Raw genomic sequence first — 16,438 nt, 5'->3', positions numbered from 1 at the left:
GCGCCGACAACTATCTCGCCGGCGTCAAACTCGCCTCAGTACGCATTTGGCTGCGATTTAATGAGTCCGTGGCCTAGTCTTCTTCAGGCCGCAGCAGGGCTGCATAGGCGCCGCCCCGCGCCATGAGCCCGTCATGCGTCCCACGTTCAACGACCTGGCCGCGTTTCATCACGACGATCAAGTCCGCCGAGCGAACGGTGGAGAGCCGGTGAGCGATCGTGATGGTGGTCCGCCCCTTCGACAGCGCCGCCAGCGCCGCGCTCATCGCCTGCTCGGTCTGAGTATCGAGCGCGCTGGTCGCCTCGTCGAGCAGCAGGATCGGCGGGTCGCGCAGGATGGTGCGAGCAAGCGCGAGGCGCTGTTTCTCGCCGCCCGAAAAGCGATAGCCGCGCTCCCCGACGACGGTGTCGTAACCTTCCGGCAACGCCTCGATTTGCGCCGCGATCTGTGCGGCGCGGGCCGCCGCGACAAGATCCGCATCGGTGGCGTCGGGCCTGGCGAAGCGCAGATTGTCGGCGATACTCGCATTCAGCAGATAGGGCTCCTGCGTCACGACGCCGAGCATTTCGTTAAGCGAAGCGAGTTTGAGGTCCCGGATGTCGACGCCATCGAACCGGATCGCCCCATGATCGACGTCATACAACCGCGCCAGAAGGTAGCCGAGCGTCGTCTTGCCCGACCCCGTCGCGCCCACGATGGCGACGTGCGATCCGGCGGGAATGTCGATGGAGACGTCGCGCAGCGTGGGCTCGCCACCCTTGTCGTAGGCGAAGCTCACATTCTCGATCGCGACGGCGCCGCGCATGCGATCGACCGGGAGCGCAACAGCATCGGGGCGCTCGACGATTTCCACGGGCCGATCAAGATAATCGAACACGCGCGCGAATAGGGCTCGGGTGGTCCGAATTTCGAGTCCCGTGCGCAAAACCTCCTCGAGGGGCCAGAGCAGTTGCTCCTGCAGGGCGATCATCGCCACGAGCGTGCCGATGGTGATCGTCACATCACGGCTGATCAGCCAGCCGCCCAGGAGAAGGGTCAGAGCCGGTAGCGCCTGGAGCAGCAGATAGATGAGCTGCCACTGCCACTCACCCGCCGTGCTGGAGCGTACCTCGAGCGCGCCGACATCTGCCGAGGTTCGGGCGAAGCGTCGGACGAGAAAATCTCTCCGCCCCATGGTTCGGGCCAGGATGACGCCCGAGATCGAAAGCGTCTCTTGCACCGTCGACGAAAGGTCAGCCATCCGCTCCTGCTGCCGATGGGTGTAGGCCTCGCGCTTCTGACCGACATGATCGCTCAGGCGCACGACGATCGGAATGACCGTCATCGAGAACAGCGCCAGCCGCCAGTCGAGCAACACCATGGCGACGCTGGTCATGATCACGAGGCTGAGATTGCGGGCCAGTTCGTGCGCGGTGTTGGTGACGAGGGATTGCAGCCCGCCGATATCGTTGGCGATACGCGACTGGATTTCGCCGGCGCGGGCGTGGGTGAAGAAGCCCAGCGAGAGTGACTGGAGATGTCCGTAAACCCGCACACGCAAGTCATGCATGACCGCTTGGCCGATCTGCGAGGACAGTATGGCGTGGGTCGCGTTGATCACCGCGGATATCGCCCCGACGCCGATCAAGGCCGCGACGAGGAGGCTGAGCAGACCCATATCCCCGTTGGGCAACGCGTTATCGATGATCGCGCGCAGCAGGAACGGGGTCGTCAGGCCGACTGCCGCCCCTAAGGTGATGAGCGCCGCTATCGCCGCGATGCGGTGTCGATAAGGACTAAATAGCGACAGCACCCGCCGTAATGAAACCTGGACGGCCTCCCCGGTTTCATCGTCCAGCTCGTTCTTAAAATCGTTATCGAGCATCGTTCGTCACCTGAGCGAGGCAAAGTCGGGACATGGTGGACAAATAGTTTTCGCAGGCGGATTCGATTGTAAAACGCTGGACCAAGGCCAGGCTTTTCTGCGCGTCTTGAGATCCTGGCCGGACCGTCGCGATCGCCTCGGCAAGGGCCCGCTCATCACCAACCTCGACAAGCAGACCCAAGTCGCCATGGCCTAGCAAGGTCTTCATGCTTCGACCGCAGTTTGTGGCCACGATCGCAAGCCCAGCGGCCAGCCCTTCCAGGACGACCGCGGGCACGCCTTCATAGTCTGACGACAACAGCAGGATATCGAACGACGTCAGCTGGTTGACCGGATCTGGAAGGTAACCTCGGAACACCACGCGCGTTTTCAGTCCAAGATCCACCGCGAGACGCTCGAGCTTTCCGCGTTCGGGCCCATCACCAATGATCGTCAGCGTATCGGCCGCGAGCGCTCCACGCGCGAAGGCGCGCAACATCAGGGCGATATTCTTCTGCGGCGTGAGCCTGGCGACGCAAACGAAACAGCGGCCGGCGCCATTGGTTCGCGGGGCTTGCCGGCTTGCCCGCAACCTGGCGATCAGCGGTCCGGACAGGGCGGGATCCGGAATGATCGTGACGCGGTCAGCCGACACGCCCAGACAGTCACCGATCTCCTCGGCCATCGGCGCTTCCATGCCGATGAAGTGGTCTAGGCGCCGTCCCTGGATTTTGAGCCATAGGCGATAGACGAAGCGGAACCAGCGCGGCTGATCGCGTCGGTCGAGATCGTTGCTGATCTTGACCACGATGGGCGGGCAGTCGCGGCCCAGTAGGACCTTCAGCGCGACCGCGATGACCGCGTAGGTATTGCCCGCGCAGAACAGGACGTCGGGACGCAGCCGCCGCACGACCTTGGGAAGCGTCCAGATCATCCACAACGTTTCCATCCCGGCCACGCCTGGACCAGCGCCCGGCGGAGAGATCGGATCAAGGCCGGCGCCGACGTCGTCGCGCATGCCCCCTTCGAGACGTCCCATGAAAAGCGGCGCATCGACACCCTGCTCGCGCCAATAACGCACCATCCGCAGCGCGATACGCTCGACGCCGCCAGGCTCGAAGCTGTGCAAGAAGGTCAGGACGCGCAAGGCGCAGGCTCTCGGCGCGGCGCCCACAGCGAGCGATCGATGCGCTTGACGTCGAACAGGGTGACCGGACCACAGGCCGACAGGGTGTGCAGTCCCATCGAATAGTCCCCCACGCCAGGCGGCGGCGCAAGCGGTGCGCTGGCTTCGGCCTCGAAGCGATCAGGGCGCAGCTCCAAAATCTTCAACTGTCGGACGCCGCCGCCGTATGTGTGCCTGCAGTCCTGCACTGGCAGGACCGGCGCGGCGTCCTCCATCCAGACCGTGCCGCCAGGCCGGCATGACGCCAGACTGTCGCGCACGGGATTGCCGGCATGGGGGCGCCATGGCCCGGTCAGACGCTCGGCGAAGGCCAGGTGTAGGCGCCCCTGCTTCCAACGCTGCGGGCCGATCGGAGAATAGGCCAGCCACCACAGCCCGCCGTGTCGGAACGGGGTGGCGTCGATCGCGGGAGTGTCCAGTTCGAAACGCGTCACCGGCTCCCAAACGTCGGGAAACGCGGCCGCTCGGTAAAGCGTGAGCCCGCCCGATCGGTGGCCCTCGGGGAGCATCCAAATTTGCCCGTCGGTCTCGAAGACCTGCGGATAGGACAGGTGCCAGGGCTCGCGCAGGACCACGGACCGTCGATGGGACAAAAAGTCCGACCCAAGTTCGATCACCTCGATGACGCCGTGGCGAGTTCGGTAGTCATAGGCTTCGACGAACAGGTACAGGCGCCCATCGCGCCAAAGGCCGAAGGGATCGGCCAGGAACTTAAGCCTCGCCTCCTCGGCCAGCCAGTGGACCTGAGGGGCGGAGGAAAAACCGAGCCGAGCAATCTGGGCGATCGGCGCCTGGACCAGCCCCACGCGCCAGATGTCTCGTCCAGGAATCCGTGCGCGCCAATCAGTAGTCATGGACACCCCCGGCCTTGATCGAGGACGCCCCGCTCGCGCGGCGCAAACTACGCGTCAGATCGAGCGCGCCCAGCCCGACGATCACGGACAGATGTAGAACCAGCGTGACCAGGGCGAGCGCCGCCAGCAACACGGCAACGGTCGAATGCGCGCCCAACAGCAGCAGCATCAAGTTGCCGAACACCAGATCCTTGTTGGAGATCAGCGGGATACGCGAGATCAGGTAGCGGATCGCCAGCAGGACGATCCACAGGCCAGGCTGCACGTCCGGCATCGCCAGACGCCAGACCAGGATGGTCAGCGCGGTCCACACCCCAAGGCGCAGACAGCAGATAAGGCCGACATAGGTCAGTTGAGACGGGCGCAGCGAGAATACTCGCCGCCCCAAGAGCAGGACGCCTAGCGAGATGGCGAGCGGGATGATCCCCGACCACAGGGCTGGCCCCATCCGCCGAGCGAAATCCATCTCGCGGAGCTGCGTCAGGCTGACGGCCGCCAGAACCAACGTCAACAGGTTGCCAAGCAAGGCCGAGACGATGTTGGCGTCCTTGATGGCGGCGAGAGGCTCGGCGATGACGCCCGCCGCCCGTCGCGCCCAGACATATAGATAGGCCTCGCCGCTGTAGCCCAGCACCACTTCATTGATGACGTTCTTGCGCAGCAGAGCCTCGAAGCCCGCGAGGGGCATGTTCCAGAACCGCCGAAAGATCGCGAAATCGAAGATCGTCTGGACGAGGTACAGCAGCAGGAGCGCTGGCCAGACCAGCGGCGGCAAGCGGCCGATAGTGGCCAGCACCTCCGCGGTCGCGCCGTCCAGCTGCAGGACAATGGCCGCGACCATTCCGACCGACAGAAGCCCGCCAAGCCACACCCATGGCCGTCGGGTCCGTCCGCCGGCCGCGCGCAAGGCGGCTTGGTCGACACCGTCGGCCTCCGCGCCTCCGGTCATGTCCGAACTCCGGCCGCGACGGCGCCGTAGTGCTCAAAAAGCTCGGCGAAATGGTCGATGTCGCGCCGCACGCCAACCGATGCCTTGATCGCGGCGCTCTTCAAAGCGAGCGGGTCTCGGGCGAAAAGACGTTCGATGGCGGTCGCGGCGGCGACAGTGTCGCCGGCGCGATAGATTTCGCAGGTCTCCAACCGAGCTATATGCGCGAACCCACCGCGATCAGGCCCGACAACGGGCAGGCCACTGGCCATCGCCTCGGCCGGGATCAGCCCGAAGGTTTCGGACTCGCAGCCATGCACCAGAGCGTCGGCGCTCGCCAAGTGCGTGGCCAGGAGCGTCCGATCGCGGATCGGTGGCAGGATATGAACGTGGGGATCCCCGGCGGCGGCGCGGGCCACGCGCGCACGGTCAATGCCGTCGCCGATCAAAACCAGGCCGAGCGGCGCGGCGCATCGGGCGCGCTTCACCGCTTTAATGACCATCGGCCAGCGCTTTTCAGGATGGAAACGGCCGACGCCGAGCACCAGTCTCGCCTCGTCCGGGCAATTGCAGGCGGCCAACAGACGAGACCTAAGCCCCGCGTCGCGCATGTCGGGCGAGAAGGCCTGGCGATCGATGCCTAGCGAAACGCTGGCCACCGCGTCGATCCCCTGCCCCGTCAGCCGATCGGCCAGCCAAGGCCCTCCGGTGACAACGGACGCAAAGCGCCCGGTCAACTGGCGGAGGTAACGCCAGAACCACGCGAATAGCTGGTCTATGCGCTGTGGGCTGGCGAAAGGGGCAAGCCAGCGCTGGGGATAAGAGGCCACGGGATCGGCATGCATGAACATCGCGCGCGGGACCGGAGCGCCCCAACGGGCGACGATCCACGCGCCGCGCCAGGGCGAGGACGCCTCGACCAGATCGGGCGCCAGTCGATCTAGCCAGCGGTGCACCGGCCCCGCATCCCAGAACATGTGATAGTTGGCGTCGAATGGCAGTTTCGGGGACCGGAGGTGGATCACCCCGCCGGCCTGGCGCTTTTCGAAGGCATCCCGCGGGCCCGGCGCAATCACGAAAAGCTCGTGACCAAGCTGAGCGGCCGCCTCCAGTTTACGGTCGATATAGGTCCGCACGCCCCCGCCGGTCGGCGAATAGAATTCGGCGACATCCACTATCCGCATCGCGCTTCGAAACCTCAGAGATCCGCCGTACCGCACCGCCTAGACATCCGCGCGACGGGGGCTCGCGGGGCGCTTTCACAGAAAGACGGCATACGTCGACGCACGCCTCAAAAGATTTTCAAAATCCGTGTGGTGGCGCGGCGCGCGCGTCGTCTGAATTAAAAACTGAGGCCACTGTACGGGGACAGACATGGAAAAGAATAGAATGGTGGCCACCCGTTTCAGGAGGCCGCCACGCATCACTTTGTTCTCCGGGAACTACAACTACACCCTGGATGGAGCAAATAAGTCCTTCAGCCGCCTGGTCGGCCACCTGCAAAGCACATTGGACGCTGGGGTGCGTATCTACTCCGGCGGACATTAACGCCAATGTCCGCCGTACTGGTCAGCACAATGGTCATGTTCTTGCTGGAGCGGCTGATGCGGTCGTTCTCGGTGCTGTCTCAGACGACCCAGACTTCAAGCTCTTCACCGAACTCCTGGTGACGCTCGTACCGCACTATGTCGGCCTCATGGTCGTGGGCGGCCTGCTGCTCTTCATGTTTGGAACGTCGATGGTCCTTGGCCAAGCCATGACCGCAGCGACGCATTTGCCGGCGGTGGTCACCGTTGGCGGACCGGCCTGCTTGTTCGCTATCACGTGCGTCGCCGTATGGGTTTCAAGCCGCGATAGGCCGGGCGAAAACCCCGTCAATTGGCTGTCCGAAAAGATAGCGGAACAAGTCTCAGCAGTGATCCTCAAGGTCCGCCCTAGCGGCGCCGCGAATTCTAGAAGGCGCGAGGGTTAGAAGGCGCGAGGGTACGTCTATTGCGCCAGTCTCCGTCACAATCAGCAAGCGGCCCCTCCAAATGTCAGCGATGGGCCGCGGCCTCGCCGCTCGCGACGCGGGCGGCAAAGCCGGCCAGTAGCGACGCTAAGGCGACGCGCATGCGCATTTCTCCAGGAACTGGAGCGACGCTAAAGGCCTGCAGACGCCAACCGCAGTGAAATTTCGGTAACCGAAGCCTTAGATGTCGGATTGGCACGAAGGTCCGCGGGGATCGAAAGCGGTCGTTGGCGCCGACTCCGGACGAACCGAACGGCCCCCCCCTTCGATCGGGTCCCAACGACTCAATCCCACCCTTCCCGGCCGATCCGAAGGTCTGTGTCGCAGGCCGGGACGCGCCAGAAGCTGCCGTTGACGCGCCGCCAAGCATCGGACGTTTGCCTTGTCTCGGCGCTGATGCCAACGAGAAGATCAGAGCACGTCGGCTGGATAGTGAGAGGGCCAACCTTTCAGAAGCTTCATTTGTCACCGACGACCTCATTGTCGAACTTGCGTCGGCCGTCCGGAGAAAACTCATGCGCGCCCTGCTGTTGTTGTTCGCTGTTCTCGCCGTCGCCTCGTCAGCCTCTGCCGCGCCCGAGACCTGGCTTCTCGCGGTGGACCGATGGGGAAACGCCGAGCATCGCGTCCTGACCTGGGCGACCGCGGGAAAGACACTTTCGGGGTCGCTCGACGGCTGGCCTGTAATCGGACGTGCTGAGGGGGACCGATTGACCTTTGAGGCAGTCGACAGTCATGGCGCGCGCTTTCGTTTCGAGGCGACCGCGCGCGGTGATCGCTGGACGGGGTGGGCGGACTATCCCGACACCAGCAATACCCAACGCGTGCGTCACGCCTTCAGCGGCCAGCGACTGGACATTCCGGAGGGCCCAGTCCGCCGGGTGACCTATGAACCAAAGCAGTTTCCGAACACCTTCACCGCCGACTTGCCGCCAGCCCTAGTCATCCGACCGGGGGATATCGTTTCGACGCGTACGATCGACTCCGGCGGCGTCGACGAACGGGGGCGCGTCGTCGCGCTCTACGGCAATCCGCAGACCGGACCGTTCTTTGTCGCGGGCGCGAAAGCAGGAGACGTGCTGGCGGTTCACATCCGTCGTCTGTCGCTCAATCGCGATTATGCCGACAGCCTCGATGGCATCACGGGGCGAGCGATGTCGCTGGGCTTGGCCGCGAAGGCGCCCGGCCTTGGCAAACGGGTGCGCTGGCGACTCGACCGCGCGGCAGGCCTAGCTAGCCTGGAGGACGCGCCCGACCACCTCAAGGAATATGCCATTCCTGTTCGCCCGATGTTGGGCGGCCTGGGCGTCGCGCCCGACTTCGGCTTTCCACCGCAATCGGCCGGCGATAGCGGGCGCTGGGGCGGCAACATGGACTTCAACGGGGTCGTGGAAGGCGCCACGGTTTATCTGCCGGTGTTCCAGCCAGGCGCCATGCTGTTTCTCGGAGACGGCCATGCACGGCAGGGCGACGGAGAAACGACCCAATGGGCGCTGGAGACGTCGCTCGACGTGGAGTTTAGCGTCACGCTCCTTTCGCCGCGACCGCTCGCCAGCCCGCGAATAGAGACCGATCAACGGATCAGTGTCTTGGGTCAGGGCTCTTCCTTGGACGAAGCCGTTCGAGCGGCGACAGCCGCGATGGTCCAATGGCTTGCGCAGGACTATGCCCTCAGCACCTCGGAGGCCTCGCTGGTTCTCGGCGTAGCCGCCGAATACCGCGTGGCCACCCTCGCTGGGCGAAACGCCGGCGTGGCGCTGAGCCTCGAACGTTCGCGCCTCCCAGGTTCAAAGCGCGACTAGCGCCAATAGCATGCGTATTCGGGCAGACCCCTGAAGGGTCGAGCTCCCAGTAAGGTCTCGGTTCTAGCCGAGACGAAGGGAGACGACGATGTTCTACGCTGCGTTGGATGTGTCGCTGCGGCCGGTGGCGATCTGCATCATCGACCAGAACGGCAAGGTGCGCCTGGAGAGGTCCGCGCCCTCCGAGGTTCCGGACCTGGTCCGCTGTCTGCGCGCGTTCGGCGAACCGATCCACCAGGTTGGACTGGAGGCCGGCACGCTGACCCAGCACCTAACCTATGGCCTGACGGAAGCTGGCTTCGATGTGGTGTAGGGCCGTGATACGCTTGAAGCTCCTGTTGGTTCGCATCCACCATTTCTCTCCTTTCCTTTGAGACCAGAGGCCAGCGCGACCGCTCGCGGGTCGCGACGCGCGCGTACGGGCGCGCGCCGAGGATTTCGGCGCGCCCCAGGCCGGTGCGGCGATCAAGCGCCCGTCAGCGCGTCTTCCGCAGCGCTTGCGGCGCCAGGGCGCGGGGCGTGAAGCGGGCCTCTCGGACGGCGCCCTTGAAGTAGTCGACCTTGTTCATGCGGGCCCCGATCGAGCTGCGGCCCTGGCCTTGCGGCTGGTAGGCGATGTCGGCCTCGCCCTGCAGCTCGCCGTTGACGAACGACCGGTAGGTCTTGCCGTCATAGCTCTGGGCCACCCAGTACCAGGGGCCGATCGGGAAGGTCTTGTCCAGGAACAGCAGGGTCTGCTTGTAGCCCTGCCCCGTGGCGAAGGCGTCCAGGCTCCAGGCGCCGTCCTTGACGCGGATCTCGAACAGGACGCGCGTGACCGAGCGCGGCGCGCCGGGCGTCGGATCCTCCTCGTTGAGGTGGAACCAGCGCTGGGCGAAAGCCCCGCCATCGGGACGGAACAGAGCCTCGAAGGTGAACTGGCCCATGCCCGCCAGCGGATGCTTGCCGATGACCAGGCGGTCGTCGACGCCGTCGAACTGAACGGCCTTGCCATAGGGGCTGTCGACCAGGATCGGGTCGCCCTCGACCCTGGTGTCGGCGCCGCCAATGTTCGACAGGCGGTCGAAGACCCAGCGGGTCTGGCCGGGGAGCCTGGTCATCGCCCGAGCCTCGCCGGCCAGCAGCCCTCCAGCGAGGGCGGCTCCGCCGACCAGGACTTCGCGTCGTCCGCAACCGCCCATCGCTTCGCTCCTCAAACCGGATTCCAGCCCGACATCAGCTTCGGGATCGTATAGTCGCGCGCCTCCGCGGCCGACAGCTGGCGGCGACGCTGGGAAGGCTTGCCCGCGCCCGGTCCCTTGCTGGCGTATTCGAACAGGCGCGCATCCTCGGGCTGGTACATGGCCCGCCGGCCGCCCTTCAGATTGTAGTGCATCGGATACCAGCCTTCGGGGACGATATGGTCGTCCATCCAGCAGCGGATGAAGGCGGCCTGCCCCACGGCGTCCGGGTTGCCGTAGCGACCGTCCGGGAAGCTCATGGTGCGCCGCCAGGGCCGGCCCAGCGCCATCGTGCGCCTGGGCATGTCCGCATCGCGGGTCAGGCGACAGTCCAGGAAGATCAGGCCGTAGGGCTGGCGGCGGTCGGTGTCCGGCGCGGCGATGAAGCCGTGGAAGTCCTTGCCCGGCCTGGTGCGCGAGCGGATCTCGCAATGGTCGAACACCGCCAAGCCCATGCCGTAGATGAAGTCGACGCAGCCGCTGACATAGCACTCGCGGAACACGCTGCGGCCTGCGTCCGCGAACAGGGTGTCCTGCCAGCCGGTCAGGGCCACGTCCTCGAAATAGGCCTTGTCCGAGCCTTGGCCCAGCTTCAGCGCCGTGGCCTGCGCCCCGCTGGCGCCGGTGCGATCGTAGTCGACCTCGGGCGGCATGTGGCGGGGATAGTCGAAGTCGTTGGCGATGGTCATCCGCTCGGCCCGGAAGCCGGGCGCGGTGACAACCAGGGTGGCGATCTCGGGCGGACCGCCGGGACGACGGGCGCCGGCATAGTCGTCATGGACGATGGTAGTGGCCTGGCGGCCCTCGCCGATCAGCCAGACGTTCGGCTTGGTCACCGTCACCTTCTCGCGCCAGGTCCCAGCGGTCACGAGAATGCGGAACGGTCGGTCGCCGACAGCTGGCGCGGCCTCGAGCGCCTCGGTGAGGGTGGCGTAGGTCTTGGTGACGCCACGGGTCTTTCCGTCGGTCGAGACGACGGCGTCGAAGGCGGCGCGGGAAGCGGCCAGGGCCGGGCTGGCGGCGAAAGCGGCCGCCGCGCCGGTCAGCAGCAGCGACCGCCGATCGAAGAGATAGGACATCGGGAACCCTCGCAAAGCGACACGGCGCGGCTCCGAAGAACCGCGCCGCGCTTGAGGCTTAGAAGGTGTAGCGGAAGCCGGCGAAGAACTCGCGCCCGGTCTCGTGGTAGAACGACACCAACTGGCTGCTGTCGTAGTACTGGTCCTGCTTCTCGTTGGTCAGGTTGACCGCCTCGAGCGTGAAGGCCAGGTTCTTGGTCCAGGTGTAGGTCAGCGAGGCGTCGAAGTTCAGCGTCGCCTTGGTGCCTTCGACGTCCGAGCCGTTACGGCCCGGGATCTGGGTCAGATATTTGGAGCGATAGGCCGCCGAGACGCGGCTGCTGATCTTCTTGTTCTCGAAGTAGAGCGTGGCGTTGTAGCTGTCTTTCGAGAGGTTGGTCAGCGGGCCGATGGCCGCTACCGCGCCGGTCGAGGACAGGTACGTCACGTTCGAGGTCACATGGGTGTAGTTGCCCAGGAAGCCGAACTTGTCGAACGGCGCCGGCAGGAAGGTGAAGGGCTGCTGGTAGTTGATCTCGAAGCCCTTCAGCGGACCGCCCGGCGTGTTGACCGAGGTGCTGAACTGCCAGACCGGCAGGCTGGGCGAGCAGCCCGGGGTGGTGCCGCAGGCCGCGACCGCCGCGCTGTCCGGCAGGCCGAACGGGTTCTGGTCGAAGGTCGACAGCGCCGAGGTGTAGCTCTGCACGAACGTCGAGATGTCCTTGTAGAAGTAGGCGAAGGACAGCAGGCCGCCCGGCTGGAAGTACCACTCGACGGCGGCGTCGGCGGTCTTGGCGCGATATGGATCCAGGAACGGGTTGCCCGAGGTCACCGACTTGGTGGAACCGGTGCCGATGTTGACGCCCGGCGTCAGCGAGCCGAGGTTCGGCCGCGACATGACCTTGGCGGCGCCGAAGCGCAGCAGCAGATCTTCGCGCGGCTCGACGACGACGTTCATGGCCGGCAGCACGTCGGTATAGGCGCGCGTGGCGGTGGTGGCCGAGATCGTCTGGTAGTTCACGCCGTTGACGGTCGAGGGCACCACGCCGTAGCCCAGCGCCTTCTGGCGGGTTTTCACATAGCGGACGCCGACATCGCCGCGCACCGGCACGCCGCCGACGTCGAACTTGAAGTCGCCCTGGACGTAGCCCGTCGTGTCCCACTCATCGATCGAGTAGTTGCTGCCCAGGCTTGGCTCGCGACCCAGGTTGTAGATGCCGCAGCCCTGGGTGAAGCACGAATTGCCGAACGGGCTGACCCAGACCGTGCCCGGCGTGGTGGTGACGGTCTTGCCGTAGTTCACGTCGTCCATGTGCAGGGCCGCGAGGGCCTTGTTCAGGTCCGGCGTGATCCATGAAGACACGTTGCCGGCCGGGATGTTCAGGCTCGAGAAGTCGATCGTCTCCGCATAGCTGGACCGCGGCACGGTCTTCAGGTCGGTCGAGCTGATCGGATTGATGTTCGAGGTCGTGCCGTTCGAGCGGGCGAAGGCCGTGCTCTCGACGCCATAGGCCTTGTAGGACAGGCCGCCCTTCAGCTTGAAGGCGTCGCTGAAGTCATAGGCTAGGTCGAACTGGCCGGTCTTGTAGCTGTTGTCGACATAGCCCTGGACCATGCGGATCTCGGCCAGGGTCCAGGCGTCGGCGTTGACGGTGTCGCCGGTGCCGTACTTGATTACCGGATAGGCGTCGCCGCCGCTGTAGTCGAAGCTGTAGCCCTGGACGTTGTACTGGTCCCACTGGACCGTGTTCTGGACCGGGTTGGAGAAGGTCGACTTGGAGAAGCCGATCACGCCCTTGGCCTTGAACTTGTCGGTGAACTGGTGCTCGCCAGCTAGGGTGAACTGGCGGAATTCGGTCTCCAGTTCGTCGCGGCGCTGCTCGGTCTTCAGATCGACATTGTTCCATACGCCCTTGGTCATGACCGAGAGGCCTGAACGCGGCTTGGTCACGGTGTAGTCGACGACATCCACCTGGTTGATGCCACACGAGGGCGCCGAGGTCGCCGTACAGGCGCCGGCGGTCTGGGGCGTGAAGGTCTCGAGGAAGTCCTCGTTACGCTCGCCCTTGAAGTCGGCGTACAGCACGTCGAACGAGACCGTGGTCTTGTCGTCCGGCGCCCATTGCAGCGACCCGGTCATGCCCAGGCGGTCCTGCTTGTTCTTGTACCAGTCAAAGCGCGGGATACGCGGGTGCACCGCGCCATTGGCCTCGGCGCAGGCGGCGGCGTTGGTGGCGCAGGTCACGCCCTTCACGCCGCGGAAGCCCGGCGCGGCGGCCGTGCCGGTTTGCCAGCGCACGGTGCTCGTGCCTTCGTCCAGCAGGTCGCGCTTGGAATAGGCGATGGAGAACAGAGCGCCGATGGTGTCGTCGCGCCAGGTGTTCGAGATCAAGGCCGCCACGCGCGGCGAGGCCTTCTTGGCCTGGTCGTTGTAGCCGTACTTGCCCGACACCGCGAAGTTGAAGCCGCGCTTGTCGAACGGGTGGGCGGTGTTCAGGTCGACGGTCGCGCCCAGCGAGCCCTCTTCCGTCTCGGCCGAGGCGGTCTTCTGCACCGTGATGCGGTTGAAGAGATCCGAGGCGAAGACGTTGAAGTCGAACGAGCGGCTGCGGTTGGTGCCGCCCGAGGCGTCGGTGCCGCCCGAAGTGGTCAGGGCTTCCATGCCGTTGATGCGCACGCGGGTGAACTGGGCGCCCAGGCCGCGGACCGAGATCTGGCGGCCTTCGCCGGCGTCACGCGAGATCGCGACGCCTGGGATGCGCTGGATGGATTCGGACAGGTTCAGGTCGGGGAACTTGGCCATGTCCTCGGCGTAGATGGCGTCGACCGCCGCCGCCGAGGAGCGCTTGACGTTCAGGGCCTGCTGCAGGCTGTTGCGGAAGCCGGTGACCACCACCGCCTCGACCGTGTCATCAGCCGCCGGGGCCGTAGCGGCCTGCTGCGCCTGGGCGGCGCCCGCGGCTAGCATGACGGCCAGACCCGCGGCGCCGGTCAGAAGGCGATCACGCAGGGCAAAACTCTTGGATGAAGCCATTATCTCGTACCCTCCCAGGTTTGGTGTTCTTGATGACACCGGTATCATTATCTTCACATGCTGCGATCGGTTTCCATTTTTTGCAAGCCCACAAGCGCAATAATGGGCGGGTGCGCCTATGGTGCGACACCGGTGGCGCCGACCGCCGCTCCCGGTAGACAACCTTTCAAAATCTGACATTCTATTCCAAATAATGAACGTCGCTGACCCCATGAGTGTCGGCGCGCCGAGGAATCGCCAGTGCCCATGACCCCGCGTTCGAAGCCCCTCCGTCAGGCCGGCATGGCCGCCCTGCTGTGCGCCACGGCCTTGTGCGCCGTTGGAGCGCCGGCCCTTGGCGCGCCGAAGCGCCCAGCGGCCGTCGCCACGCAACTGCCCGCGCCGGCCGAGGTGCTCGCGGTGCTGAACCGGGCCAACAAGGCTCAGATCGACGCCATGCGGGCCGAGCCAATCCCCGTCTCCACCGGCGGGGCGGTGCGCGAAATGTCCTCGAACTGGGTGTCGGCGACCTACTATGTCGGCGCCGCGCGCCTAGCGCGGGCGACCGGCGACGTCGAGACGCTGAAGTTCCTGACCGACGCGGCCGAGCACTACAACTACGCCCTGCGCGGCGCGAAGAACGGCAAGGCCATGCTGAACGCCGACGAGATGGCGATTGGCGACCTCTATGAGGAGCTCTACGCCCGTCGCGGCCAGGAGGGCGTGATCATGCCCCTGCGCCAGCGCCTGGACTGGGCCCTGCCGCACCTGGCCCGCCAGCCGATCCCCGAGCATCTGGTCTGGTGGTGGAGCGACGCGCTGTTCATGGCCCCGCCCGTGCTGGCGCGGATGAGCGCGCAGACCGGCGACAAGAAGTATCTCGACGCCATGGACAAGCAGTGGTGGCGCACCTTCGCGCGCCTCTACAGCCCGGACGACAGCCTCTATTTCCGCGACGAGCGCTTCATCGATCGCCGGGACGAGCAGGGCCGCAAGCTCTTCTGGTCGCGCGGCAACGGCTGGGTCATGGCCGGGACCGCCCGGGTGCTGGAATCGATGCCGGCCGACTACATCTCGCGGCCCCGCTACGTCGCGATCTTCCAGGCCATGGCCAAGCGGGTCGCCGGCCTGCAGCGCGCCGACGGCCTGTGGGCGTCCAGCCTGATGCAGCCGGAGAAGTTCCCCGAGGCCGAGGCCTCGGGCTCGTCGTTCTTCGTCTACGCCCTGGCCTGGGGGATCAATCACGGGATCCTGGACCGCGCGACCTATCAGCCCGTGGTCGTGAAGGGTTGGACCGGTCTGCAAAAGCAGGTGCTGCCCAGCGGCATGATCGGGGCGGTGCAGAAGACCGGCGACCAGCCGGTGCCGACGGTCGCGAACGACATCGGTCCCTATGGCACGGGCGCATTCCTGCTGGCCGGGCTGGAGGTGATGAACCTCGGCAAGCCCGTCACCGCCCTGCCCCTGGCCGAGCCGTCGCGTGACCCCGCCGACTTCGTGGCCGCCTCGACGCCCGTCCCGCCCGTGCCGCGCACCGTTCGGGGTCCAGAAGAGGAAGCGCGCCACGCCACGGAGATGAAGGCCGTCGCCGCCCTCGCCTACGATCCGGCGATCGAGGGGCCGGGCCTGGCGCCCGCCCAGGTCCCGCCGGCCGCGCCGGGTCAGCCGACGCCGCCGAAGATGATCTACCGCATGGCCCCGCCGCCGGCCGGCCAGGACAAGCCACGCGCAACCGTCCGCTACGCGCCCGAGCGCTATGACGACATCCTGTGGGAGAACGACCGCACGGCCCACCGCATCTACGGCCCTGCCCTGGAGCAGTTCGAGCCGCCCTCGACCTCCGGGATCGACGCCTGGGGCAAAAGCGTCCGTTACCCCTTCATGACCCGCCAGCTGCGCACCGGCGACCAGCACGCCTATCACGGCGAAGGCATCGACTATTACAACGTCGGGACCTTCCGCGGCGCGGGCGGCCTGGGCGTCTGGGACGGCGGCAAGCTGTGGGTGTCGCGCAACTGGAAGGACTACAGGATCCTGAAGGACGGCCCAGACGTAGCCTCGTTTAAGGTCAGCTACGCTCCCTGGAAGGTCGCGGAAAAGCGCGAGGTCTGGGAAAGCCGGACCTTCACCCTGCCGATGGGCACGAACTTCACGCGGATGGTCTCGACCTTCGGCTCGAACGCCAAGGGGCCGATCACCGTGGCCCTGGGCGTCACCAAGAAGCCGACCGCCAAGCAGGCCGGCGACCTGCGCGCCGACAAGGCCAAGGGCGTGTTCTCGTTCTGGGATGTGACCGATCCCGACAAGGGCACGATGGGCGTGGCCCTGCTGGTCGATCCCAAGCAGATCGTCGGGGTGACCGAGACCGACAGCGACTGGCTGGTGCTGGTCACGGTCGAGCCGGGCAAGCCGTTCGTCTACTATATGGGCGCGGCCTGGGACAAAGGCCTCGACTTCCACACGCGCGCCGACTGGGAGACCTATGTCTTCGCGCAGAAGCCCGACTTCAACCCGAGCCACTAG

Annotated in this window: 11 protein-coding genes; 3 read left to right on the top strand and 8 right to left on the bottom strand. The window is 65.8% G+C overall.

Annotated elements, in window-relative coordinates:
• Positions 1-73 precede the first annotated feature (73 nt).
• The 5 genes from AC1RJ9_RS16970 to AC1RJ9_RS16950 are packed head-to-tail and all read right to left on the bottom strand — an operon-like array spanning position 74 to position 5,995.
• Positions 74-1,864, bottom strand: a complete 1,791-nt coding sequence (locus AC1RJ9_RS16970) for an ABC transporter ATP-binding protein (protein ID WP_492838072.1) — start codon at positions 1,862-1,864, stop codon at positions 74-76.
• Positions 1,854-2,990: a glycosyltransferase gene (locus AC1RJ9_RS16965; RefSeq protein ID WP_492838070.1), complete on the bottom strand. Its 1,137-nt coding sequence runs from the start codon at positions 2,988-2,990 to the stop codon at positions 1,854-1,856. The genes AC1RJ9_RS16970 and AC1RJ9_RS16965 overlap by 11 nt, the downstream gene beginning before the upstream one ends.
• On the bottom strand, positions 2,978-3,835 hold the full coding sequence (locus AC1RJ9_RS16960) for a glucosamine inositolphosphorylceramide transferase family protein (RefSeq protein ID WP_492838069.1): 858 nt from the start codon (positions 3,833-3,835) through the stop codon (positions 2,978-2,980). Before AC1RJ9_RS16960 ends, AC1RJ9_RS16965 begins: the two co-directional genes overlap by 13 nt.
• Before the next feature lie 37 nt (positions 3,836-3,872).
• Positions 3,873-4,832: a hypothetical protein gene (locus AC1RJ9_RS16955; RefSeq protein WP_492838068.1), complete on the bottom strand. Its 960-nt coding sequence runs from the start codon at positions 4,830-4,832 to the stop codon at positions 3,873-3,875.
• A complete protein-coding gene (locus AC1RJ9_RS16950; RefSeq protein WP_492838067.1) occupies positions 4,829-5,995 on the bottom strand; it encodes a glycosyltransferase in 1,167 nt (388 codons plus the stop codon). Before AC1RJ9_RS16950 ends, AC1RJ9_RS16955 begins: the two co-directional genes overlap by 4 nt.
• Before the next feature lie 1,342 nt (positions 5,996-7,337).
• On the opposite strand from AC1RJ9_RS16950, the gene AC1RJ9_RS16945 reads away from it, so the two are divergent.
• Complete coding sequence (locus AC1RJ9_RS16945) at positions 7,338-8,624, top strand: acetamidase/formamidase family protein (RefSeq protein WP_492838066.1); 1,287 nt, start codon at positions 7,338-7,340, stop codon at positions 8,622-8,624.
• A gap of 88 nt (positions 8,625-8,712) precedes the next feature.
• Positions 8,713-8,937, top strand: a complete 225-nt coding sequence (locus AC1RJ9_RS16940; protein WP_492838065.1) for a hypothetical protein — start codon at positions 8,713-8,715, stop codon at positions 8,935-8,937.
• A gap of 163 nt (positions 8,938-9,100) precedes the next feature.
• Here the strand turns inward: AC1RJ9_RS16940 and AC1RJ9_RS16935 are convergent, their stop codons facing one another.
• The 3 genes from AC1RJ9_RS16935 to AC1RJ9_RS16925 form a co-directional block, all read right to left on the bottom strand.
• The gene (locus AC1RJ9_RS16935; RefSeq protein ID WP_492838064.1) at positions 9,101-9,724 is read right to left on the bottom strand and encodes a LamG-like jellyroll fold domain-containing protein; all 624 of its coding nucleotides are present in this window, start codon (positions 9,722-9,724) and stop codon (positions 9,101-9,103) included.
• 92 nt (positions 9,725-9,816) lie between these two features.
• Positions 9,817-10,923: a pectinesterase family protein gene (locus tag AC1RJ9_RS16930; protein ID WP_492838062.1), complete on the bottom strand. Its 1,107-nt coding sequence runs from the start codon at positions 10,921-10,923 to the stop codon at positions 9,817-9,819.
• 58 nt (positions 10,924-10,981) lie between these two features.
• Entirely contained in the window at positions 10,982-13,936 is a 2,955-nt protein-coding gene (locus tag AC1RJ9_RS16925; RefSeq protein WP_492838061.1) for a TonB-dependent receptor, read from the bottom strand.
• Between the two features lie 246 nt (positions 13,937-14,182).
• Between AC1RJ9_RS16925 and AC1RJ9_RS16920 the strand changes: the two genes are divergently transcribed.
• Complete coding sequence (locus tag AC1RJ9_RS16920) at positions 14,183-16,438, top strand: glycoside hydrolase family 88 protein (RefSeq protein ID WP_492838060.1); 2,256 nt, start codon at positions 14,183-14,185, stop codon at positions 16,436-16,438.

Source organism: Caulobacter sp. GW822-FHT07D08 (assembly GCF_058798735.1).
Note: the sequence above shows the minus strand (reverse complement) of the source record. Positions and strands in the feature narration are given on the sequence as shown.